This window comes from Streptomyces sp. SolWspMP-5a-2 (assembly GCF_900091845.1).
Taxonomy (GTDB): domain Bacteria; phylum Actinomycetota; class Actinomycetes; order Streptomycetales; family Streptomycetaceae; genus Streptomyces; species Streptomyces doudnae.
This window is the reverse complement of the sequence record NZ_FMCI01000394.1, coordinates 1-21,128: the sequence shown is the minus strand read 5'-3', so window position 1 is coordinate 21,128 and position 21,128 is coordinate 1. Positions and strand designations below refer to the sequence as shown.

Below are 21,128 nucleotides of genomic sequence, written 5' to 3'. Positions count from 1 at the left end.
TACACGGCTCGCGTCAACGGTCACGCTGTCAGGGGAGACAAGGCGACGCAGGTCGAATTCCGGCGGAAGTCAGTTGCCTCGACTAGGCCGGTCGGACATCAGTGTCGTCGCCAGTCGCTCCGGATCCCCGTCGTAGACGACGACGTCTTCGTCTTCAGCGGGCGGATCGAATCGGGCAAAGAAGTCGTCGAGGGCTTCAGGGGTGACCGTGAGGGCGTTGGCGTCCTCACGGTGGTTGCGTTCGGCCAGGCGCTGGAGCAGCACGTCGCGGTCGGCGGGGAGGTAGACGACCCGCGGATGGCCTCCGGCTCGGCGGGCGGAGTCTCGCCAGGCATCGCGCTCGTCGCGGCGCCAGAGCCCGTGATCGAGGACGATGTCGTTACCGGCCTGCAGTTCCCTGGTGAAGCGGGCCCGGATCGCCTCGACGACGGGGCGTTCGCGCTCGAAGTAGGTGTGCTCGGGGTAGTCCACGCCGTAGCGGCCATGCAGGCGGTGGACTTCCTCGTCGACGGAGAGCCGGGTGAAGCCGTGCGCCGCGAGAGCTTGGGCGACGGTGGTCTTCCCGGAGCCGGTCAGCCCGGTCAGGAGAACGGCGAGGGGCACAAGGCTTCCCTTCTGTGGCGAGTGTGTGTCAGCGGGCATTGTTCCTAACCGCGGTGGGGGGTCGCGTGTGGCGGTCGCCAGGAGGTGAAGATGCCGTGGGCCTCCGTGGTCCAGCTCGTCGGCATCCTGTTCAAGGTCACCTGCCGGAAAGCGAACCGGGGGTCACGCACGTTGATGGCACCGCCGTGGCGTCCGACGTGGGCCAGGAGATGGCCGGCCTCATCGCGGACAGCCGGAGTGTGTTCCTGCCAGACGCCGGACGAGAAGTGCTGGACCCGACGGCGCAGATCATCCAGGACACCGGCGCGCCATTTGAAGTGGTGGACAGCGCAGAGGTGCTCGGGATCGGGCCGATGATCCGGAGCTCGGTGGTTGCCTGATGCCACGGCGACGTCGTGGCGGGCGAGAACGACCTTGCGGGGGTCTCCCCGCAGGAGGCGGTGGGTGAGATGGCCGCCGAGGGGATACGCGCGATCGACGCCGCCTTCGGGGCGCCAGCCAGTAAGGCGTCCGCTGGCCGCGACTCGGTCGAGCATGAGACCGCCGACGGCGCGGTGTCCGGCGGCGTCGGCTCGAGCCATGACGTCGGTGAGATCCGCTGGGTACTGCTGGAATTCGTCAGCGTCGGCGAGCAGGTGCCAGCCGGGCCCGGCGCGATGCCGTAGTGCGTCTCTGAGCCGGGTGTTGGTGTGCTCGTGCCACGGACCGACGCTGGTCCCGATGGGAACGATGCCGCATCCACGGACGGTGGCCTGGAGGTCACGTCGCAGTACGGGAGAGACGTGCTCGGGGAAGTGGAAGGCGAGCAGGAACCGCTCGACGCCCAGTTGCTGGTAGTGCCGGACCCAGGCGGTGAGGAGCGGCGGCTCGATGGGGCCGATGACGGCGATCAGTGCGGGCGGTGCGGTCAGCATTCGGCGCTCCTCGGTCGCGGCTCCGCGTTTTCCAGGGAGGCGAAGGTGTGGGTGAGGAAGTCGGCCTGCTCCGCGGCGGAGCGCATCCCGACTTGCTCCGGTGCCTCGGGGCCCGGCCGGGCGGGCGGCATGCGGATGATCGTGTGCAGCGCGTCCGTGAGGGCGGCAGGTTCGCCGGCGGGGAAGATCCGGGCCCAGGGCAGTCCGTCCAGACGGCTGGTGAGCGCGGGGTCATGGTTCGAGACGAGCAGGGGAACCCCGAGGCGTGCGGCGTCCATGACCAGGCCCGATTCCTTGCCCGTGCCGGGGAGGCGGGTGACGAGGGCTACGTCGGCGGCCGCGTACACAAGACGCAGAACGGCCTCACTGACGGGGCCAGGCACCGTGTGAACGCGCAGACCCGGCAAGCTGCGCCAGCGCCCCAGAACCGTCTCGTCGAGCGGGGTGCCGACAACCACCAGATGCAAGGGCTCCTTGAGCCGGGGTAGAGCCTTGTCGACCGTGTCGATGTCCTTGGACGGCCACCAGCCGCCGACCAGGCACACCACCGCCTCCGCTGCCGGGATGCCAAAGGCCACTCGGCCGCCGTCGCGCTCCACGTCGGTGAGGCCCTGGCCGTCATCCACGGCGTACGGACTGATGACCGCAGGCAGGTCAGGGAACGATGTAGAGAGCTGACGGCCCACGGCCTGTGTCGGGCACACCGCGATCGTCCGTTGCTCACCTCGGTGAGCGAGCCGGCCGAGCACTCGCACGAGCAGGTCCTCGGTGGTGACCTGCTCGTGCACGAACCGCAGGTGCGGCTGGCCGCCCAAGAGCGTCGCCAGCCCGTGCAGAGCCTCGCTCGCCGTGAGGATCACGACCGCGTCAGCACCGGGCGCCTGCTGTCGGGAGATGCGCAGGGCGGACGCTTCGGTGAGACAGCGGGCGAGGAGCGTGATCTGGTGCGGTAGCCGCCGAAGCCGGCGAGGCCACCTGCGGGGTCGGAAGGCCCACTGGCCGACAGCGGAAACGCGAGTCGCCAGCCTGGCCAAGGCCAGGAGCGTACCCGCCGTGGCCCCGTGCGGACCCGCGAGCGTGCGGGCTCCCGTCTCCAGCAAGGCCGTCTCCCCATCGGCCGCGATCCCGTTCGGAGCGATCACCACGCTCCCGGGACGGGCCCGGGCGAGAGCGATCAGGGTGCGTTGGTGGTGTCCGCCCATGCGATGGGCGTACGGCTCGATGAGTACGAGTGGCTCACTCATCCCGAGATCACCTGGTCCCCGTGCGCAGCGGTGAAGCGCTCACACAGCCACGCGGGGTCGTTGAGGTGGTCGAACTGCCGCGAGTCGCGGGCCGCCTCCCGGGCGAACTCGATCCCCTCGCTCGCCCCGACGGCGGCAAAGTCGGCGAAATCGCCGGTGCGGCTGCCCGTCCACGCCTTCATCCGCTGACGGGCATCGTCGTCGGCCATCCCGTACTCGCTGCCGCGGGCGAGCATGGCGCACTCACGGAAACCCGCCTTCCAGGCGTGCAGAGGGCTTTGGTTGAACCGTGTGATCCCAGCGTTCTGACGGGCGAACTCGATGCGGCCGGGCAAAGCTGCGAGGACATCCACGGCCGCGCCCATGTCGCGCAGTGCGCTGCGGCGGATCAGTTTCAGTCCGCCGTAGCCGTAGATCAGACCGTTGACGGGATTGACCGCCTGCCAGACACGCATGGAGATGCCCTCATCCAGCGGTTCGACCGCGGACGGATCGAAGTCGGTGTTGATGGCGAAGTCACCGTCGGCGAGGAAGAAGTGCTCGTGGTCGACGACCTCAGCGCACAGCCGGTAGGCCCTGCGCATGCCGTGCACCCCGTGCAGACGTTTGACCGTGCCGCCGAGTGTCCGCTGGAGTCGGGAGTGCAGGGAGTCGGCCATCGGCTCGTCGTAGGACAGGAAGACCGCGTCGAAGCCGGTCACGAGATCGCCTCCAGGTACCGGGCGGCGATGAGCGCGGGCGTGAAGTCGTGAGTGGAGGCGTACGCGCGCTTGGCGTGCAGGGCGTGGAACTCGTCATCCATGACGAGGCGTTCGGCCAGGGCTACTGCCTCTTCGGGCGCGGTGAAGCACAGCTCGGGATCGATGTGTTCGGCCAGCCAGCCCAGCCTGGGTGCGATGACCGGCAGGCCCATGCCCTGGCAGTCGATCACGCTCATCGACCAGGGGCAGCCGTGCCGGAACGGGGCGATGCCGAAGCGGGCGCCGGCCAGCAGGTGCTTGTAGCGGGTGCGGTCGCCGCGATCGGAGACCACCTGGACGTGCGGGAGAGCGGCCAGTTGGTCTCGCATACACTCCGGGCTGTCGTCCAGCCCTTTGCGCTCGGCCCGGCGGTCTCCGAAGAGGTCCATCACCCTCAGTCGCACCTTGCCGGACTCCGTCAGGTCGCGCGCCATACGGACAAACTTGTCGGTTCCGTAGTGCGCGTAGAGCCGGTGGTTGTAGATGCCGATCTTGCTGTCCGAGCTGAGGTCGGAGCTGGTAGCGGCAGGATCGCGCACCAGCCGCTCGTCCCGTGGGGCCGGAACCACGCGGAGCCGGTCGCCCAGATCCACGGTCATACGGGTGGCTGCCGCGGACACCCAGGAAGCGGCCGTGGAGGAGTGCACCATCACGCGGTCGCAGGCGGCCAGACCGGCGGCGAACGCCAGCTGCACCGGCCGGCCGAGCCCCGCGTCGTTCAGGGACGGGTCGAGCAGCAGCTGACCACCGCTGTTGAAGGAGAAGGGGAGGTAGTGGCAGTACCCGGCGAGCAGTGCGTCAACTCCGGCCTCCAGCAGCGCGGTACGGATTGCGGGCGCCTCCTCGATCTGGTTGGCCACCACCACGTCCGGCCGCTCCGACCGGATCAACGTGACGAGCTCGTCGACATCGTTCGAGAAGCGGGCCCGGTACTTCGTCCCGGGCGTCTTCGTCTGCCGGAAGCCGCAGCGGGAGTCACCGGCGGCGGCCGGGGCCGCGACGGCCACCTCGGCGCCGGCGTCCACCAAGGCCGGCGCCAGCAAGTCGGCGAAGATCCACCCCGAATCCGCCGACAGGCGGTCAGGGTTAGAGATGTTCAGCAGGTACAGCACACGCATGGGATGTCGCCTCCCTCATCTGCCCGGACGGGTCGATCCGGGCCGCTGAGGGAAGGAAAGCGGTGACGGGCACCGTGACGGGATGATGAACTTGGATCACTCACGGTTCATTCATGCTCACCAACAAGTGACGCGGGGCGGAGCTTCGATGGACGCGCACAGCGAGGAGATCACCGTCGAGCAGGCGGCCGAGGGCTTCGCGGCCGAGGTAGCCAGGTGGCGGGAAGTACGCGGCATGTCCAAGCGCGCCCTCGCACGGGCCATGGGCTTCGACCCGTCCTACGTGAGTCACGTGGAATCAGGCCGCCACAAGCCCAGCGAGGAGTTCGCCCGCCTCGCCGACGAAGCGCTGAACGCCGGAAAGGCGATCTGGCGTCGGTGGGGCGACTACGAGCAAGCCCGCGTTCGCGCAACCAACCGACCGGCCGTGCCGGCACCGACCTCCTCCAGGACCGAGCAGCCGTACGCCACCGGTTCCGCTCTTGTCGTCGAGCACGACGCCGCCCTGCTCCAGTACGACGGCAGCGCCTACCGCCTCACCATGCGCAGACTGCTGCGCAACACCGGCACCAAACCGATCACCCGCTACCTGATCCGTATCTCCGTCGACCGCTACCCCGGAAATCCAGAACGCTCCAACACCCACTACCGGGCTCATCCGCTGACCTGGGACGAACTCGACCTCACGGCGACCTGTCGCGGCGAGACGATGCGCCGGCAGGCCAAGCACGACCGCGACGCCTTCAAAGAAGTCTGGCTGCTGTTCGACAACGAGCGTGGGCGCTTCCCGCTCTACCCCGGCGAATCCGTGTGGATCGAGTACGCGTACACCGTCGGGGACGACAAGTGGGGCAACTGGTTCCAGCGCGCCGTCCGCCTTCCCACCGAACAGCTCGAAGTCCAACTCGCCTTCCCCGCACACCTGGATCCGGTCGTCTGGGGAACCGAGACCTCCATGACCGCCGAAGCGTCCCCGCTGCGCACCCCGCCCATCCGCAGCGACGCAGGCGAACTGAGGCAGTTCACCTGGATCACAGCGACACCCGCCCTGCACGCTCGGTACCGTCTGGAGTGGCGATTCCGGGCCAGGCCCGAACAGGACATAAATTAAGGGGAGTTCAGGTGACCGACGTACGGCCCAGCCAGCGCATGCGCGATCTCGGAGTAGTCCAGCGCGGCGCCGGCATCCTGGACGAAACGGCCCGCGCCTTCAGCCTGCCCGCCGAACGCGACGAAGCCGAGCGCATCACCGACGAACTGTTCGCCGCCCTGGACCGCATCGGCCAGGTCCACCCCTTCGCCAAGGGCATGGGCATCGCCGCCCCACAGATCGGCATCGGCAGGGCCGCAGCAGTCGTGCAGCCCCCTGCGAACGCCCCCGCCGTCATCCTCCTCAACCCGAAGATCACCGCCCGCTCCGAGGAGACCGACGAACACTACGAGGGCTGCCTCAGCTTCTTCGACGTACGCGGTCTCGTGCCGCGACCATTGACGATCACCGTCGAGACCACGACCCTCACCGGCGAGACCGTCACCACCGTCTACGAGCGCGGCCTCGCCCGGCTCATCCACCACGAGATCGACCACCTCGACGGCCTCGTCTACACGGCCCGCATGAAGGACGGGGTCGTCCCGATCCCGGTCGAGGAGTACCGCCAGACCGGTCAGGCGTGGGCCTACGAGCGATCCTGAGGTCCCACAACGACGTGGGCTCTATACCAGGTCAGCACAGGCGGAACGTGCGAACTGTGGCGCCAAGTGAACGCCGGAGCTAAGGAGCGTCCAGCCCTACTCAATGGGGTTGGCACGGACGGATCTTGTTTCCAGGGCCCTTTCGATGTCCGTTACGGCATCAGCAAGCCGGCGGTAGACGGGCGTCGAACGTCCCATGCGCTTGAGGCCGTGCTGCAACGGATCGCGCATGTGCTTCTCACAGACGACGAAGTCCGCGTATCCGGCCGCGCAGGACAGGTAAATCATGTCTGTCAGGTCATTAGGGCGCCACCTCGTCCCCTTGTTGAGGTGCCGACTCTGAAGCATCTCCCGGAAGAGGCCGACGGCCGGAGACTCACCAATGGCCCGCACCCAGCCCTTGAAGCCCCAGCGCCGGAACAGTTCCTTCGAGACATCGGCCGCAGCTGCCTCCTCGGCAAGTTCCCGCTGCAGATCTGTCACGAGGTGGATGTCAACGACCCTGCGCTTCTGCTGAGAGTCCTGATCAAGCTCATCCAGCCAGTCACTGAACCGCTGGCTTACCGCGGTCCACCCGGTGTCCGGCCCCTCCCCGACCCTCTGGGTGTCAAGCATGGCATCGATGGAGCCAGAGGCAGCGACTAGCGCCTCGGGCTGGAACACAAAGTGATCCTGGAACACTGACGACATCTCAGCAACACCGTCAGCAATGCGGGTAGAGGAGTGAAGAGCATCCGAGTCGAGAGTGAAGACCGGGGCGCTACGCTTGTTATCGGGCCGATCAAGTCGGTGGCAAAAGGCATCGTGAATCTCGTTTCGCCGGACCTGTAGCGGATCACGCATCTGCCAACCCCGGCTGTACTGCAGGATCGTCAACCCGAGGTCGTAGCGCTTATCGGTGCTGAACCGTTTGCCGGTCTCGTAGTAATGACCAGCAGAAGCAGGCAAGACGATCCGGCGCTGGTCCACCCATTCCCCGAGTCTCAGCGCAGCGGCTCGATCCGCCTCGCTGCTCGTCGGCGCACCGTGGGAAGCGTTGCTCAGCAAGCTCCACTGGTTCTGGTCGAGGTAGACGACGAGCCGTCCCGCCAACTGTTCAGCAGCCCCCGCAAGCGGCATTTCGAAAAGGACCTGATCGCCGCTCAGGGTGGTAGCGAGGAGGGCTGCCAAGGCTGGACTGAAGTCCAGTCTGGCAATCACGCTCGTGTCCTCGAACGGGGAGGGGTCCAAGGGGAACCGGGCCTCCTTCCCATCCGAGCGGGTGAAGATGGTGCACGATGCCGCGCGGTCCATCGTGACGAGCCTGATGGAGGGGGTGCTTTCGTCTTCCACGGCACCTATCTTGCGGTGCTCCTACCAAGAACGTGAACGGGTTTGATTCCGCAGATGTCCCCCTCAGCGTGATCGGGGTTCCGCCAGGGCACACATCGCTGCTCGGCGTTGGAGCACCCTCCTTGCAACGTGGCAATTCTGCAGTTGAGGTCAGGTGCCTGACCCGCAGACCGGGCCGGACCCCTGCGTTGTTTATGGGGCCATTTTGGGCACCAACTGCGGCGCACAGCCTTCCCCAGGTTTCGACCAGGCACCCTCGGGTTCAGCTCAGCAGCCCGCTCACGGCATGCGCAAGAGCCTCTCCGCTCTGCTGGACAACGGTCCCGAGAACCAGTGCCGGCAGCGCCTGCGCGATCCCCCTTAACGTGCTCGTGCTCTCGGCCGGGGCCGTGAGCGAGCCGTCTACCGTGCCCGCCATGGCCCTCAGCGCCTCTGCGTGCTGTAGAACCGCCGCGTTGCGGTCTAGATCCTCGCGGAACGCGATGAGGAGAGCCCGCACGGCGTCGACGTCGGTGGTCCCGTCTGCCGATGCAGCCTGGTACACGCGTGAGATGTTCTGCCCCACGACGTTCTGGAGTGGGGCGATGTTGTTGCCGCCGATGCTGATGCCTGACCCGTGCCCCGGTTCGGGCGTGGGGTCCGGTCGACGTCGTCCGATGGCCATCACTTTCCTCCTTGGTTAGAGGGGCCTTGTCCAATGTTGCTGTTGCCGTTGCCGACGACGTTCTGGATGGGCGCGTTGTTGTCGCCATAGATCTGGATGTTGTTGGTCACGGCGGCTACCTGCTGGTCGTACGCGGTGGTGTCGATGCCCCGGTCGCGCAGATAGGAGGCAACCGTGCGGAAGACACAGGTCTCTATGAGGACGACGTGGCGCTTGGCGTCGTCGCTCTGGTGCATATCGGTGACTTCCTCGGTCGAGTACCGGTCCCTGAGGCTCACCGGGTCCTCTTCGTCTACGTGACTCTCGATGCTCTCGCCGAGTCCGACACGGGCCACCCGTCGCCATAGAGTGAGCGGGCCGACAGCTGCATCCAGGAGAGCCTGGACCGTTACCCATCTCCACAGCCGCATGCCGCGCTGCCCGGCAGGGGCATCTGTCACTTTCAGCTCGTTGTAGAGCGGGGTCATCACGTGTGGTCGCACCGTCAGCCTCAACTCGCCTGCTTCCAAAGCAGCGTGTACGAAGACGCTGACCACAACCTGGCCGTTCCAGGTGATGCACTGCGCGCGCAGGTAGAGGCGTTCCGGCTCACTAGATGGCGACTTACGGCCCCTGCCCGTCAGGTCCGGGGTTTCCCCGTTTCCTTCCCGGGTCCGCTGTAACCAGAGGTGGGACGGTAGCCCGAGCACCCGCTCCATGGAGAACCCTGGCAGAGGGTCCGTGATCTCCCTTACGCCACGTCCCAGTTCGTCAAGTGCGGCACCTACACGCCGCAGCAGTTCGGCTTCGCCGAAGGACTTGACCGGCTCCTCAGGGTCTTGGGGCTTTAGAGGGATGTTGATGTGGGCGGCTCCCCAATGATCACGGCCCGCACCGATGAAGTGCTGCGAAGCGTCGTAGGGCAGCAGACGTCCCTCCTGCTCCTCTCCGAGCACGAATATCCTCCGGGCGGCCTTCGGCGTCGCCCACGGCAATGCATCACGGGAGACCTTGCTGCGGCTCAACACAGACAGCGCGGATCTCGCAAATAGCCGGTCCCCGGCATAGACCACCGCCATCCCGGCGAGAAAGCCGAACGGCGCTACGGCCAGGCCAAGACGCGTTGCCGACACCATGTCCTCACCCGAGTCGTAAGGCACCAGCGCGAGCAGCCATGGGATAACGAGAGGTAGGTATGCCAGACGTGGGCGACGGGCCAATCGGCTGTTGCGCTTCTGCTTGCGCTGGGCTCGAAACGCTGCCCACCTCATGGTGAGGGCGATCGCGATTGCGCCCAGCCAGATCGCTGTCGCCCAAGGAGTGACGTATCCGACCACTGCCAGAAGCAGCAGGAAGCACAGACGCCGTAGGCGCCTTCTTCGGCGCGCACGCACACTGTGCCTCGCCACGGGGACAAGATCGAACCCATAGGACGGCACGGGAGTCGGCGGGCCGTTTAGTACATGGTCGACAACCCACTGAGCCGTCGGTTCACCCAGCGGAGGGCAGTCGTCGCTGCCCTCCAGGTAGATGGGCCGACGCGTGCTACGACGCGGCCTCTTCGCGGGCGCGCTTTTGCCACGCAACTTGCGCCACCACGACTTGAGTTGCTTCGCCCGGTCCGGCCGCGCGTACACCGCTTGACACAGAAGCCTCGTCACCTCGGTGGCAGTCGGTTCGACCTCAGCAGGCCGAGGGGTATCAGCTCGGTGCGGTGCCCGTTGCGTTGGGATACCCGGCCATTGGTCGGCGCCCCACCCCCCTTGCCTCTTCCTCTCCCGGGCCTTGGTGCCCCAGGCAGCTCCCATACGTTCCCCCGTTCTCACTTACGGCGGGCATCTTCACGGCGAACGGCGGAGACCGCCAGACCGCAAAAGCGACATTGAGCACAACGGGCCGTAGTACGCGGAGGAATGGCCGAAATATGCTCAGCTAAGGCAGACCAAAGGCCCGTGAAGATCCACTTGTGAATGAGAGGAAAAGTAGGCAGCTTCCGATGCACGACCTGCAAGTTTTCCCTGCCTAGCTGCACCGTTGGCGTCCGTCGCCGACCACCAGCGCGTAGCTGGCCATGGAGCAGACCGCGCTCACGAACTGGGGCTCGCCCCGGGGCGCGATCGTGAGCTGGGCTTCAGTTCCGCGAGTGGATGTCGCGTTACCGGCCGTGCCGACTGCACAATCGGCTCGCGATGGAACATCTCATCGATACATTCGAGATCATTTTCGGTAAAGTATACAAACTTGCCGATCTTCCCGTGCGGCAGCTCCATGATGTGGGCCCGCAGCCAGTTCTCGCTGACGCGCAATTCTCGGGCTGCCTCGGGGTATGTCATCCGCCGCTTGCGCCGAGGGTCGCAAAGCTTCTTTTTTGAACGGCGGCCGATCAGGCAGCGACCGTAGGCCATCTTGAGCCCCTCAGAACTCATGCTCGCACCGCGCAATCTCAGAGCAGGAGGAGTCAATGGCGACAAGCTCAACTCTCGTCCGCCCACTGTGACATCGGTTCGGCCGTCGGGCCGCAACACCTTCCTGACACCGGGCTCCGCTGCTCTCCCCCACTGATCCAGCACCAAACGTCACTTTGAGTATCTGTACGGATGCGGGTGGTTGTCAACGTGCCCCATGATCGCTCCTGTCGGGCATGAAAGGCGAGGAGCCAAGAGTGAAGCGGACACAACGGCGTCACAGTCGGAATGGTGCGAGTAAGACGGGGCGGACGAAGGCTCCACCGAGACCTAGGCGGCCCAGCCGAAGCGTGGACGAGCCCCGCGTCGGTTACCTCGTCATCCATGGGGTCGGCAACCAGCATCGGCGCATCGGCTCCGACCGTTCCGTCCTGCACCTCATGGGCAGGGGCATCGTGGATCCGATCGAGAAGGCCCACGGCGGGTCTTCAGTCACCTGGACTGAGACTCCGGAGTGCAGGGAGAGCTCTACCGAGTGGCCCCTGGGTACCCCTGCCCACGCAACTGTCGGTATCACCGGTCCCGGGCAGGAGAGGGGAACAGTGCTCATTGCGGAGGCAGTATGGGCGGACCGTTTCCGTCGGCCCCCGTGGTATCTCCGCTGGTTGCTGACCATCGGCTACGTTTTGCTGAGCCTGCCTGCAGCACTGCTGCTGATCGGACCAGACCGCCGCGACCGCAACTTCTGGGCGCCGACTGAGCCTTCGCCAAAGAGGACCTTGGCGCGCTCCCTTCTCGAGGGGCTGCGGCCTGGCGCCTTCCTTTTCGGTCCAGATTTTCGCCACATTGCCCGCATAGGGTGGCGGTTCCTGACTCTGGTCGTACTCCTGGCGGCGTTTACGGCACTGCTGTTGGAGCACACCTGGTGGACCGTCAGCTGTGCAGCCGTTCTAATCGTTCTGCTGAGCACGCGGCTGAACGTCGGAGACCACGTCATTACCGCTGTTGCGCGGAGTCAGGAGCGAGAGAAGCTACTCGCCTTCCTGGAGGAGCGGTTGCGCTGGATGCGGGCGCATTGCGACAAGGTCGTGATCATCGCTCATTCACAGGGAGGCTTTCTGGCCCACCAGCTCATGGCCCGCGACGGGGGCCGTAATCAGTCGAAAGTGATTCGGCTGGTGGGCGTCGGGTCCGGCCTCAAGCCCATCTGGCTTCTCCAGCAGATCAAGCGGCCGCTCGTCTGCGCCGTGGCATGGATGCTGCCCGTCGCGTCCCTCTGTCTGGCTTGGGGGGCTTCGCCGCTCATCGAGCCGAGTAATTCAGAGATTGCGGCGAGCATGCTGATGCAGGTGAAAGTGCTTGTTTCTTCCATGGCGGTGCCGCTGGGCGCACAGTCCCCCCAGTTCAGCACCGATATGTTGCACGGCGTAGTCGAGTCGATGGAGCGGATGCAGTCCGGCCTCCTGCTCGTGGGCGACATGTCTTGGGAACGGTGGGTCGCCATGACGGTGAGCGCGACACTGAGCCTTACGTGCGGCCTGATCATCAGGTTCCGTATCCGCCCCAACGCGAAGTCGATCTTCGCCCTGCCGCCGACCAAGGGGACAAAGCAGCTGAAGTGGGAGGAGTACAGCAGCCATCACGACATGGTTGGGAGGATGCTGCTGCCAACTCTCCCGCAGGGCGTGGAGCGGGAAGCCGCACCCGTCCTCGGTCATCCGCTGGGCGATCACACAAAGTACTTCGACAGCAATGGGTTACTACCGCGCCGTCTGGCAGCCGGCCTGCTTACTGACATCGAATCTTCATCCCGCAGCTTCGGCGCAAAGCGGTGGATGGAAACGGTCGCCCGCTACGAACGAGCCTTGCGGAAACAACATGATCGGCGGCGCTGCTTCCAAGGGGTGCTCATGCTGTGGGTGGCATCCGCCACCCTGCTCCCTCGTATTGCTCACGGTGCGACGATCGTCGAGGCGGTTGTTGGAAACTGGCAACCGCTGGTGGTGGCAACACTCGTCCTCAGCGCCGTATTCACCTGGCGAGGTCGCCGGAGTCATCGAGAACTGGTTGCCATGCTCGACTCCGAACTGCGCGGCGAGCCGCGGCCAACGCCGCCAGTAAGGATCGTGGTCCCCGATGGCAGAATCGCTACGACGATGGCGCTGGCGATCGGCGCCGTGTTCGCCTTCTTCGGGGCGCTGGGGCTGAGCCTACTGTCCAAGTTCCAGCCAGCTTGGAACGTCGGATCGCCTGGTGCGCCCATGCTTGCCGCCATGATTCTCGCCATCCTTGCTGGCGCAGCAGGTTCCGGCTATCGGGTTCGGCGACGCTGGGTTGCCGGCGCAGGGTTCCTGGCCTGCCTTCCTGCACTGACCTCGGAGGGCCCGCCGAGCTCGAGTGTCCCTGCGTGGACGACGGTTCCCGGAGGGACACTCGCTGCTGTTGTCCTGGTTGCTGCGGCAATCGCGCTGATCGGTCTGACCAGGGCACGTCCGGTTTCACTTCCAGATGCGCCGCCCAGCCCTTCGGCTGTCCCCAGCCAGCGAAGAGCCGCCAGTGACCTCGCAGCCGTTGGCCCCGATCGCGAGTGAAGTGGCAAGGGGGTTGAACTGGTGGCCGCCGATGGTCTCCACTGACAGGGCGGGGAGGACGGACCCAAAGACGATTAGCCAAGGCCATTTGGGAGCCATCGGGGAGCCGATCCGCTCCCCGAGCCCCTTCAAGACCACCCGAGGCCACGGCAAACCAACGCGCTGACCAGGTAAAACATCATCCGCGCTGGCAAGATCAGCACCCGAACCTCATTCGGGACGAAGAGGTCGTGGGTTCAAATCCCGCCACCCCGACAGCTGGAACACCAGGTCAAGGGTCTGATCCGCATCGCGGGTCAGACCCTTTCTGCGTCTCCGGTGCCCGCGTCTCCCGCGATTCATGGGGACGCTCCCCCGGTGTGGTTGTTCCTCATGGACCGCACTGCGTGACCATCGCGTCCCCTGCATCTCCTTGATCACGGAATGGCGCCGAGCCGCCAGAAGTCGCTGGCGGCCGTGCCGTTCAGTCGATTCCCAGGGCTGATCGCGCGGTGAGTCCCAGGCCGACGCAGACGACCAAGAGGGCCGTCGCGGCGGGTCCGAGGCGGGTGAGCAGACGCAGGGCGCGTTCCCGGCCCGCGGTCGTGTGGCGTTGCAGGTGGGCTTCGACACGGTCGCGCAGGCGTACGAGGAGGAGTCCTGCCGCGGTGAGGGTCGCGGCCATGCCGAGGCCGTAGGCGAGGACCAGGAAGATTCCGAACACCGTCCGTCCCAGGGCTACGGCTCCGAGGAGGACGACGAGCGCGGAGGGGCTCGGGACAAGGCCGCCCGCGATACCGATGCCGACCAGTCCGCCGCGGCCGAGGCGGCGCGGCGCGGGGTGGTGATGCGCGTGGGTGACGGCGCGTTCTGTCGTGGGGAGGGTGGCCAGAGCGACGTTGTGTCCGCTCGGGCGCGCGGGGTCGGAGGTGTGGGGGTTGCGGGCGGTCGGCAGCAGTGCCTCGGCGGTGTCCCCGGGGTGGTGATGGTGGTGCTCGTGGGCGTGGTGGTGATGACGGTGGCGCCCGTCCTGGTGGTGCCCCTCGTCGTGGTGGTGCCCGTGATGATGATGGTGGTGGTGTTCGTGGCGGGGACGGTTGCGGACCGCTCCGACGAGGAGCCAGCCTCCGATGCCCGTGACGATCAGGCCGCTCGCCGCTCCGAGCCAGGTCAGGACGGTTTCGCCGGCCAGGTGGGTGGCGGCCGGGAGTACGAGGCCCAGCAGGAGCACTCCGCCGGTGTGGGTGAGGGTGACGGTGGCGCCGACGGTGATCGCGTCCCGCCGGGTGCCCCGGCGCCCGGCGAGGTAGGAGGCCATGATGGTCTTGCCGTGTCCGGGGAGCACAGCGTGCGAGGCCCCGAGGACGACGGCGAGGAGCATCGCCAACAGGCCGATGGGCAGCGTGAGTTCACGGGTGCCGACCAGCGAGTCGAAGGCCGCTGACGCCTTCGCCTGAACCCGGTCCGGCCATCCCGTCGTCGCGGCTGTCGCCGGGGTGGCCACCGACGCGTCCTCCCCGGGGCGGCAACTGACGTGTGCGGCACGCTGGTCGAGGGGTGCGGTCGCCGGGTCGCGGGGGTAGTGGCGCAGTTCGTCCGTGGGGGAGTCGGCGGGCAGAGCGGTGCCGGAGACCTGGATCCCTTCCCCCCGGACGGTGATCTCGCGCCAGCCGACGCGCCGGCTGTCGTAGGACGTGCGCAGGTCGAGTCCGGTGGGGCTGGTGAGTTCTGCCGGAGCGGTGTAGGTGCAGGCCAGGCGGCTTGTTTCCAGGCCGGCTTCACCTTTCTCGTAGGTGAGCGCGGTGGAGACCGCGCTCCACCCGACGGGTGTACCCGCGACGTCGAGACGCAGTTCTCGGGCCATTGCGGAGCAGTTGGCCTCTGCGTAGGCGTGCGTCTCCGCGGGATCGATACGGCCGTCGTGATCGCGGTCGACGAGGGGGCGTTCCTGGAGCGTGGAGATCTCAGCGCGGTCGACGATCACTCGCGCGTCGATCCGGTCGGGGCGCAGGGTGAGGCCCGTGTGGTAGTTGACGGTGAAGTTGCCCAGGGGGTGGGCGGCGGGGCGGCCCGGTGCGGCGGCTGCCGGGGAGAGGGCGCCGGCGCAGGCCAGGAGAGCCGATGCCGCGGTGAAGGTGAGGCGAGGGAAACCATGGTTCATGCGCTGTCGATCCGCTGGAGCAGGGCACGCGCCTCGGCGGCGTGCAGGGGATGGAAGTGGGGCTCGGTGCGCAGGGCGGTGGTGAGGTCCGTGCGGGCCGCGTCGTCGTCGCCGAGGGCGTGAAGGATGACGGCCCGGTGGTAGCGGAAGAGGGCGCTGCGGGTGCCGAGGGCGAGGGCCTGGTCTGCTTGGCGCAGTGCCTCGCTGTCGCGTCCCGCTCGGTGCAGTGCCCATGCGCAGGCGTCGTGCATCGCGATGAACTCGCGTTTTCCCAGGGCTTGTCGGGCCATGGCCACGGCTTGTTCCGGGTCGCCGTGGTCGGCTTCGAAGAGGATGGCGTCGGTGTCGGCGGGGGCGTGGCTTGAGCGCCGGACGGCTTCCTGTCCGCGGAGGACCGCGTACTGGGCCTCGGCCTCCGTGTCGTTGCCCAGGGACTGCTGGAGTTCGCCCAGGCCGAGCAGGTAGTGCGGGAGTGGCGCGACGGCGACGGCGGCCCGGAAGTCGGTGACGGCCTGTCCGGTGTGGCCGAGGGCCTCGTGGGCGCGGGCCCGTGCTTCCAGGAGGGCGGAGTCACCCGGCGTCGCCCGCAGCCCGGTCTCCGCCTCCCGCAGCGCCTGACGGGGCCGGCCGCTCTGGAGGGCGAGCGTGGCCAGGACGGCGTGCGCGAAGGACCGTTCGCCCGGGGTGGACGCGGCGTCGAGCGATCGCCGCATGAGCGAGACCGCCTCGCCGGTCCTGCCCCGCAGTTCGAACGTGTACGAGGCGCGGGCCAGAGCGGGTGCGTCCGGGCGCAGGTCGTTCATGCGCTGGACGGCCTGGTAGGCGTCGGGGTAGCGGCCGAGCTGGGTGTAGGCGTCGGCGAGGACGCCGTAGCCGACCGGGTCGTACGGAGCGCTCGCGGTCGCCTTCCTGGCCCAGGAGAGTGCCGTCGGGAAGTCGTGGCGGGCCGCCGCGAGCGCCCCCATGCCGATCTGCGCGCCCGTGTTGTCGTCCGGCTGGGCTGCCAGGGAACGGCGCAGCGCCGTCTCGGCGCGCGCGTAGGTCGCCGGGTCGGCTGTGGCGCGGGCCTGCTGGACGTATCCCAGGCCGAGGGCCGACCAGGCGGCGGCGTCCGCGGGGACTGTCCGGACACGTTCCCGCAGGGCTTCGACGGAGCCTCGGGGAGCGGCTGTCCGGTGGGCGTCGGCAGGCGTGGTGTTGGCGTCCGGGGCCAGTCCGAGGGCGCCGATCGTGAACATGGCCGCGCCCAGGACAAGGACGACGGCGATACTGCGGAGCCTCGACGGAGGGGGTGTGGGCATGGGTGCTCCCTGCCGGTGCGGCCGGTGCCCGACCACAGCAGGTCGGGCACCGGCGGGCGAACGGCGTTGTGGACTCAGGCGTCAGCTGGTCTTGTTCCGGCGGCGCAGCCGCCAGCCGCCGACACCCAGCATCAGGGAGCCGAGCGCGCCGATACCCGCCGCGTGGGCGGTCCTCAGCGACGACTGCTGCGCGCGGTCACCGCCGGAGCGGCTGTTCACGGACTTGGTGTGCGGCAGCGCCAGGTAGGGGAACGACGTGCCGAAGGGCAGGTCGTTGGCGTTGACCTTGTCCCCGTCGGCGAGCGCGGGCACGAGCTTGCCGGTCTGGGCCGCGCCTTCGACGGCCTGGAGCGAGATGTCGATGACGTCGTCGGTGAGGCGTCGGCCGTTGGGGAATCCGGCCAGGTCACCGGCGAGAACGCCCAACCGCTGGGGCCGTGCGGCGGGCGGTACGGCCATGTTCAGGCGCAGTTCCTCGGCGGGGACGATCCTGCGGAGGTCGGCGTCCTTGTTGAGCCGGTGGGCGTTGAGGTCGGCCTTGATCGGGCCGCATGCCTTGCAGATGCCGGTCAGGTAGATCTCGGCGAGGTCGTTGCGGGGCGTCGCCGGGGCGGGGATCCCGTAGACCTTCTGGATCAGCTTGGGCAGGATCGGGTCGTAGACCTTGTCCACGACCGGCTTGACGGTGCGGTCCTGGTCGGGGTTGAGGGTGTTGAACGCGTCCTTGTACTTCAGCGGGACGACGACCTCGTTGACCAGGGGGTTGCCCAGGCGCGAGACCTGCCGCCAGGTGTCGTGCCGGGTCCGCGAGTCGGAGATCTGCACCCCCTTGCGGTCGGTGGTGGACCAGACGCCGACGACCGGGTTGCGGGTGCTGTTGCCGCGGAGGGCGAGCGCCTTCTTGGGGACCTGGAGGGCGACGGAGTTGACGTTGTACCCGGCGAGGGTGTCCTGCCCACGCTCGGACAGGTTGCCGCCGTAGAGGAGGTCGAAGACCCTCAGGTCGGCGAAGAACGGGTCGTCCGCCTGTCCCGCGAAGGTCTTGATCCCGCCCCCGACGGAACGGACGGCCTGCGCCCTGAGCGCGCCGTAGTTCGGCATGGAGGCCGGGCCGACACGTGACGGTGCCACCGGCACACCGGACTTGAGGACCTTGCTCCTGCCGTTCTCGGTGACCACGAGGTCGTAGACCTGGCGGAAGTTCAGGTTCGGGTCGGTCAGCGAGGTGACCGGGCCGGTGTTGTAGAGGAACTGGTTCGCCGCGTCGCGGGTCTGGTTGTGGAAGCACCAGGTGTAGGTGACGTCGGCCTTGCCGTCACCGTTGTTGTCGATCTTGATGTTGTAGCGGGCGTCGTCCGCGAACGCGTAGAAGTTCGGTCCGCCGTTGGGCTCCTCGAACGGGATCCAGTTCGCGACGAGGGTGACGCTGTCGGCCTTGTCGGGGCTGGTGAACGCGTACACGTCCGTGTTGTCCGCGCGCGGGTCGCCGGCGATGAGAGGCGCCTCGCGGTGACTGGACGCCTGGCTGACGCCGGGCGCCAGGGTCAGCACCCCGAGCGCGGTCGCCAGGGCACTGGTGCCGAGCACCAGAAGGGAGTGGTCCAGGGCGCGCCGGGAGCGGGGCCCGGCGGCGGTCGTTGCCTTCACAGTCTTCCTTCCACACGGAAGCTTCCTCCGCCGCGTTGCCGCAGGCAGGAGAGAAGCAGGGGTGGGTGGCATTGACGGTCGGCACCGTGGCGAGCGGACTCGCGCTGTCCGGGGACGACAGGAAAGGCAACGGGGACTGCCGGCCCGGGACACACCACCGCGCATCGCTGCGCGAAAGGAGGAAAGCACACGGACGGTCCGGTTTTCTCCCCCTTCCCGCGCGCGTCACCGGGCAACGGACCGTGCGCTGACAGCAAACGCACAGGCAGGGGCCGCTGCCGCGGGCACGGCGGGCGGCTGGGAGAACGACTGCGACACCGGGTGGTGGTTGACCCGAACGAGAACGCGGCATGGGTCGCGCCGGTCGGCCGGAGAGGGCGGCGGCCGGAGGTGCGCTCGACGCCCTGGTCGCCCTCTGCGCACGATGCCCTGGCGCCTTGGCGGTCCGCTGCGTCCGACGCCTGCGTCCCCCGGGTCCGCGAAGGGTGAACGGTGGCGGCCGGAGGCGGAGGCGGCCCCGTCGTCCCGTTGGGTGCGTGTTTTCCGCCTCGGCCGGTACGGGTGTCGGCGTCCACGGCACGTGCCGGCCACCACGGCCGGGACGCCGTGGTGGCCTGTGGTCCCCGCGTTCACCGGCCGGGGGTCAGGTCCGGACGGTGGCGTTCCTGCGGCGGCTCATCGCAACGGCCCCGACGCTGCCCACGGTGAGGGCTGCCGCGGCGGTGACCAGCCCGGCGCTGGGCAGACTCTGCGTTCCACCGCCTCCGGCCGCGACGGCCCCCGACGGCGCGGGGGTGGAGCCGTTGGTTCCGGGGAGGGTCTGGAACCAGAGGAAGGTGTTGGTGGGTATGGGCTGGCTGACACCGGAGTTGGGGTTGGCGGCGAGCTTCTTGACGGTGTCGAAGCTCTTGCCCTCCTGGATCTTGGCGAACGATCCGGGGTCGGTGACGGCCACCACGTAGACAGGCCACCACTCGGGCCGGTTGTTGTTCCGGTCGGTGATGATGTGGTCGTGGCCGGGCAGCTCGGTGTTCTTCAGTGCCGAGGCGGGCATCTTGAGAGCGGCGGCGAGACGTGAGAGATCGATGGTGGTCGGATGGTCCACGCAGGGCACGTTCGCGGGGCACTGAAGGGCCTTCGGCGCCGGTTTGAACAGCGGGACGGGGATGTAGAGCGGGTCGGTGAACTTGGCCGAGGTGGTGCCGGGCGGGACGTTCTGGTACTTGGCTCCGGCCTCGCACTTGCTCGGCGCGCCGGAGGCGATCGCGGGGTCACAGAAAAAGTTCTGGGTGTAGAGGAACTTGATGGTCTTGCCCTGGAACCACCCGTCGGTGACGCCGATGTTGCGGCAGAGGTCCTGGGGTTCTCCCGTGGTGCACTGATTCTTCAGCGGCTGGACGGTGCGACCGCCGGTGGGATCCGGCCCGAACCCCTGGGCATCGGCGGTGTCCCCGGCCCCCTCGGCGAGGGCGAGGCCACCGGTCGCCAGACCTGAGAGGGCGAGAGCGGAGCCGAGGGCGGTAACGCGGGCAAGTCGCCGCGATATGTCACTCATCCTGGTGATCTCCTTTGATGACGCCCGACGGCCGGAATCGAGGACAGCCCCGGTTGGTTCGGGCACGGGCTGCGCGTCGCACTGGAGTGCGGGGCGCTCCCTCCATCACTACAGCAAGCGACGACCTATCGCTCAGAGTGATGGGCTGGATGGGTGGCGTCCTGCTCCCGAGGCCACGGACGGCAAGAGGCCGGTGTCCGGCTCCGTTCTCTGCTGTCAGCGACACCGGCCGCCGCGCACGGCGTGCACGGCCGCCGGGTACGCGATAAGGCCCGGCACACCGCCCGGTACGCGGAATGACGCAAGCGGTGATACCAGCTTCAAGGACCACGCGTCCGCATCGCTCCCCGGCCAATAATCGGTGGAGACGTGACCGGACTCGGGAGCGTCATCTTCTCGACCCGGCCGCAGGGGGCTCGATATCGCAGAGGAATTCGCTGTCGCCCGCAGAGGCGGCAAAGAGATTGCTCCTCGACCGGGTCGTACGTTCGGCCACCCGCCCACGGCGATGAACTCGGCGGCCCGGTCCTTGCCCGGGTGCCGACGGGAGAGTCGCTGCGGGTGGCGGTGCCGAATCCGCCACCCGCGCGGATCCCCAGGACCGCCGCTCATGGTCATGGGGATCTTCCGGTTCGAGCCGCCCCGTAAACGGCCGCGAGCCGGAATGGTGTGGCCCGTCCGCCCTCACGGCTGGAAACCGCGCGCCGGAGTGGGCCTTCCGATGGCAATCCGGATCGACACGGCACGCGGCTTGGCCGCCGATACTCGATTAACTCGATCGAGTGACACCAGCGCAAGCGGCAGCACATGACCCGGCCTGCGCGGCAAACAGAATCGGCGACGGATCGTCACGTTCTCACAGCGACTCGTCCCCGGATTCCCGATAATCGAATCCGGAATCCAGCCCCCTGGAGGGCGTCTCCCTTTTTCCGCGTCCGCAAGACGCCCTCTGCCATCGAATTTCTGCTGCTTCGGGCGCAGACCGCGCGATCAGAGTGCCAGTCAGGCAGAAAACAGGATCAGCGTGCAGGTCATCGCCTGAAGACCGCGGTGGGGGGGCACTCTTCAGCGGGTCGCCCTGAGTGGCGACGGCATCGCCCCCCGGCACCGGGGCGGCGCACCCGCACGGATAGTGCGGTGGCGCCGCCCCGGCCCGTCTCCCCCGTGCGCGGACGGAATCGCGTGCGTCAGCTCGTCGGCATG

At 67.7% G+C, this 21,128-nt stretch carries 16 protein-coding genes; 3 read left to right on the top strand and 13 right to left on the bottom strand.

Annotated elements, in window-relative coordinates; translation table 11 throughout:
• Positions 1–69: 69 nt before the first annotated feature.
• From GA0115242_RS39110 to GA0115242_RS39090, 5 genes are read right to left on the bottom strand one after another with little or no spacing between them, the layout of a single operon-like run.
• Complete coding sequence (locus GA0115242_RS39110; RefSeq protein ID WP_218088679.1) at positions 70–603, bottom strand: AAA family ATPase; 534 nt, start codon at positions 601–603, stop codon at positions 70–72.
• A 44-nt stretch (positions 604–647) separates the two neighbouring features.
• Positions 648–1,517, bottom strand: a complete 870-nt coding sequence (locus tag GA0115242_RS39105) for a glycosyltransferase family 2 protein (RefSeq protein WP_093836403.1) — start codon at positions 1,515–1,517, stop codon at positions 648–650.
• Positions 1,511–2,761: a hypothetical protein gene (locus GA0115242_RS39100; protein ID WP_093836402.1), complete on the bottom strand. Its 1,251-nt coding sequence runs from the start codon at positions 2,759–2,761 to the stop codon at positions 1,511–1,513. Before GA0115242_RS39100 ends, GA0115242_RS39105 begins: the two co-directional genes overlap by 7 nt.
• Positions 2,758–3,462: a hypothetical protein gene (locus GA0115242_RS39095; RefSeq protein ID WP_176730008.1), complete on the bottom strand. Its 705-nt coding sequence runs from the start codon at positions 3,460–3,462 to the stop codon at positions 2,758–2,760. Before GA0115242_RS39095 ends, GA0115242_RS39100 begins: the two co-directional genes overlap by 4 nt.
• The gene (locus GA0115242_RS39090; RefSeq protein WP_093836401.1) at positions 3,459–4,619 is read right to left on the bottom strand and encodes a vegetative cell wall protein; all 1,161 of its coding nucleotides are present in this window, start codon (positions 4,617–4,619) and stop codon (positions 3,459–3,461) included. Before GA0115242_RS39090 ends, GA0115242_RS39095 begins: the two co-directional genes overlap by 4 nt.
• A gap of 148 nt (positions 4,620–4,767) precedes the next feature.
• Here GA0115242_RS39090 and GA0115242_RS39085 point away from each other — a divergent pair, with 148 nt between their 5' ends.
• Positions 4,768–5,730 (top strand): helix-turn-helix domain-containing protein, encoded by a 963-nt coding sequence (locus tag GA0115242_RS39085; RefSeq protein WP_093836400.1) that lies wholly within the window; start codon positions 4,768–4,770, stop codon positions 5,728–5,730.
• An 11-nt stretch (positions 5,731–5,741) separates the two neighbouring features.
• Positions 5,742–6,311 (top strand): peptide deformylase, encoded by a 570-nt coding sequence (locus GA0115242_RS39080; protein ID WP_093836399.1) that lies wholly within the window; start codon positions 5,742–5,744, stop codon positions 6,309–6,311.
• Positions 6,312–6,407: 96 nt separating this feature from the next.
• Here GA0115242_RS39080 and GA0115242_RS39075 read toward each other — a convergent pair whose 3' ends face one another.
• The 4 genes from GA0115242_RS39075 to GA0115242_RS40465 form a co-directional block, all read right to left on the bottom strand.
• Entirely contained in the window at positions 6,408–7,643 is a 1,236-nt protein-coding gene (locus tag GA0115242_RS39075) for a hypothetical protein (protein WP_093836398.1), read from the bottom strand.
• A gap of 262 nt (positions 7,644–7,905) precedes the next feature.
• Entirely contained in the window at positions 7,906–8,307 is a 402-nt protein-coding gene (locus tag GA0115242_RS39070) for a hypothetical protein (protein ID WP_093836397.1), read from the bottom strand.
• Entirely contained in the window at positions 8,307–9,623 is a 1,317-nt protein-coding gene (locus GA0115242_RS39065) for a hypothetical protein (protein ID WP_256089858.1), read from the bottom strand. Before GA0115242_RS39065 ends, GA0115242_RS39070 begins: the two co-directional genes overlap by 1 nt.
• Before the next feature lie 750 nt (positions 9,624–10,373).
• A complete protein-coding gene (locus GA0115242_RS40465) occupies positions 10,374–10,712 on the bottom strand; it encodes a helix-turn-helix domain-containing protein (protein ID WP_141721929.1) in 339 nt (112 codons plus the stop codon).
• Between the two features lie 644 nt (positions 10,713–11,356).
• On the opposite strand from GA0115242_RS40465, the gene GA0115242_RS39060 reads away from it, so the two are divergent.
• The gene (locus GA0115242_RS39060; protein WP_141721927.1) at positions 11,357–13,282 is read left to right on the top strand and encodes a hypothetical protein; all 1,926 of its coding nucleotides are present in this window, start codon (positions 11,357–11,359) and stop codon (positions 13,280–13,282) included.
• Positions 13,283–13,745: 463 nt separating this feature from the next.
• Here GA0115242_RS39060 and GA0115242_RS39055 read toward each other — a convergent pair whose 3' ends face one another.
• The 4 genes from GA0115242_RS39055 to GA0115242_RS39040 all read right to left on the bottom strand — a co-directional run bounded on the left by GA0115242_RS39055 (position 13,746) and on the right by GA0115242_RS39040 (position 19,925).
• Positions 13,746–15,422, bottom strand: a complete 1,677-nt coding sequence (locus GA0115242_RS39055) for a nickel/cobalt transporter (protein WP_176730007.1) — start codon at positions 15,420–15,422, stop codon at positions 13,746–13,748.
• The gene (locus GA0115242_RS39050; protein ID WP_093836395.1) at positions 15,419–16,723 is read right to left on the bottom strand and encodes a tetratricopeptide repeat protein; all 1,305 of its coding nucleotides are present in this window, start codon (positions 16,721–16,723) and stop codon (positions 15,419–15,421) included. The genes GA0115242_RS39055 and GA0115242_RS39050 overlap by 4 nt, the downstream gene beginning before the upstream one ends.
• Before the next feature lie 81 nt (positions 16,724–16,804).
• Complete coding sequence (locus GA0115242_RS39045) at positions 16,805–18,370, bottom strand: DUF4331 domain-containing protein (RefSeq protein ID WP_370672355.1); 1,566 nt, start codon at positions 18,368–18,370, stop codon at positions 16,805–16,807.
• 643 nt (positions 18,371–19,013) lie between these two features.
• Positions 19,014–19,925, bottom strand: a complete 912-nt coding sequence (locus GA0115242_RS39040; RefSeq protein ID WP_093836393.1) for a hypothetical protein — start codon at positions 19,923–19,925, stop codon at positions 19,014–19,016.
• Between the last annotated feature and the right edge of the window lie 1,203 nt (positions 19,926–21,128).

Excerpts from the sequence above, each read along its gene's own strand:
- GA0115242_RS39105 (WP_093836403.1), bottom strand. The coding sequence starts at position 1,517 with ATGCTGACCGCACCGCCCGCACTGATCGCCGTCATCGGCCCCATCGAG.
- GA0115242_RS39100 (WP_093836402.1), bottom strand. The coding sequence starts at position 2,761 with ATGAGTGAGCCACTCGTACTCATCGAGCCGTACGCCCATCGCATGGGC.
- GA0115242_RS39090 (WP_093836401.1), bottom strand. The coding sequence starts at position 4,619 with ATGCGTGTGCTGTACCTGCTGAACATCTCTAACCCTGACCGCCTGTCG.
- GA0115242_RS39085 (WP_093836400.1), top strand. The coding sequence starts at position 4,768 with ATGGACGCGCACAGCGAGGAGATCACCGTCGAGCAGGCGGCCGAGGGC.
- GA0115242_RS39070 (WP_093836397.1), bottom strand. The coding sequence starts at position 8,307 with ATGGCCATCGGACGACGTCGACCGGACCCCACGCCCGAACCGGGGCAC.
- GA0115242_RS40465 (WP_141721929.1), bottom strand. The coding sequence starts at position 10,712 with ATGAGTTCTGAGGGGCTCAAGATGGCCTACGGTCGCTGCCTGATCGGC.
- GA0115242_RS39055 (WP_176730007.1), bottom strand. The coding sequence starts at position 15,422 with ATGAACCATGGTTTCCCTCGCCTCACCTTCACCGCGGCATCGGCTCTC.
- GA0115242_RS39050 (WP_093836395.1), bottom strand. The coding sequence starts at position 16,723 with ATGCCCACACCCCCTCCGTCGAGGCTCCGCAGTATCGCCGTCGTCCTT.
- GA0115242_RS39040 (WP_093836393.1), bottom strand. The coding sequence starts at position 19,925 with ATGAGTGACATATCGCGGCGACTTGCCCGCGTTACCGCCCTCGGCTCC.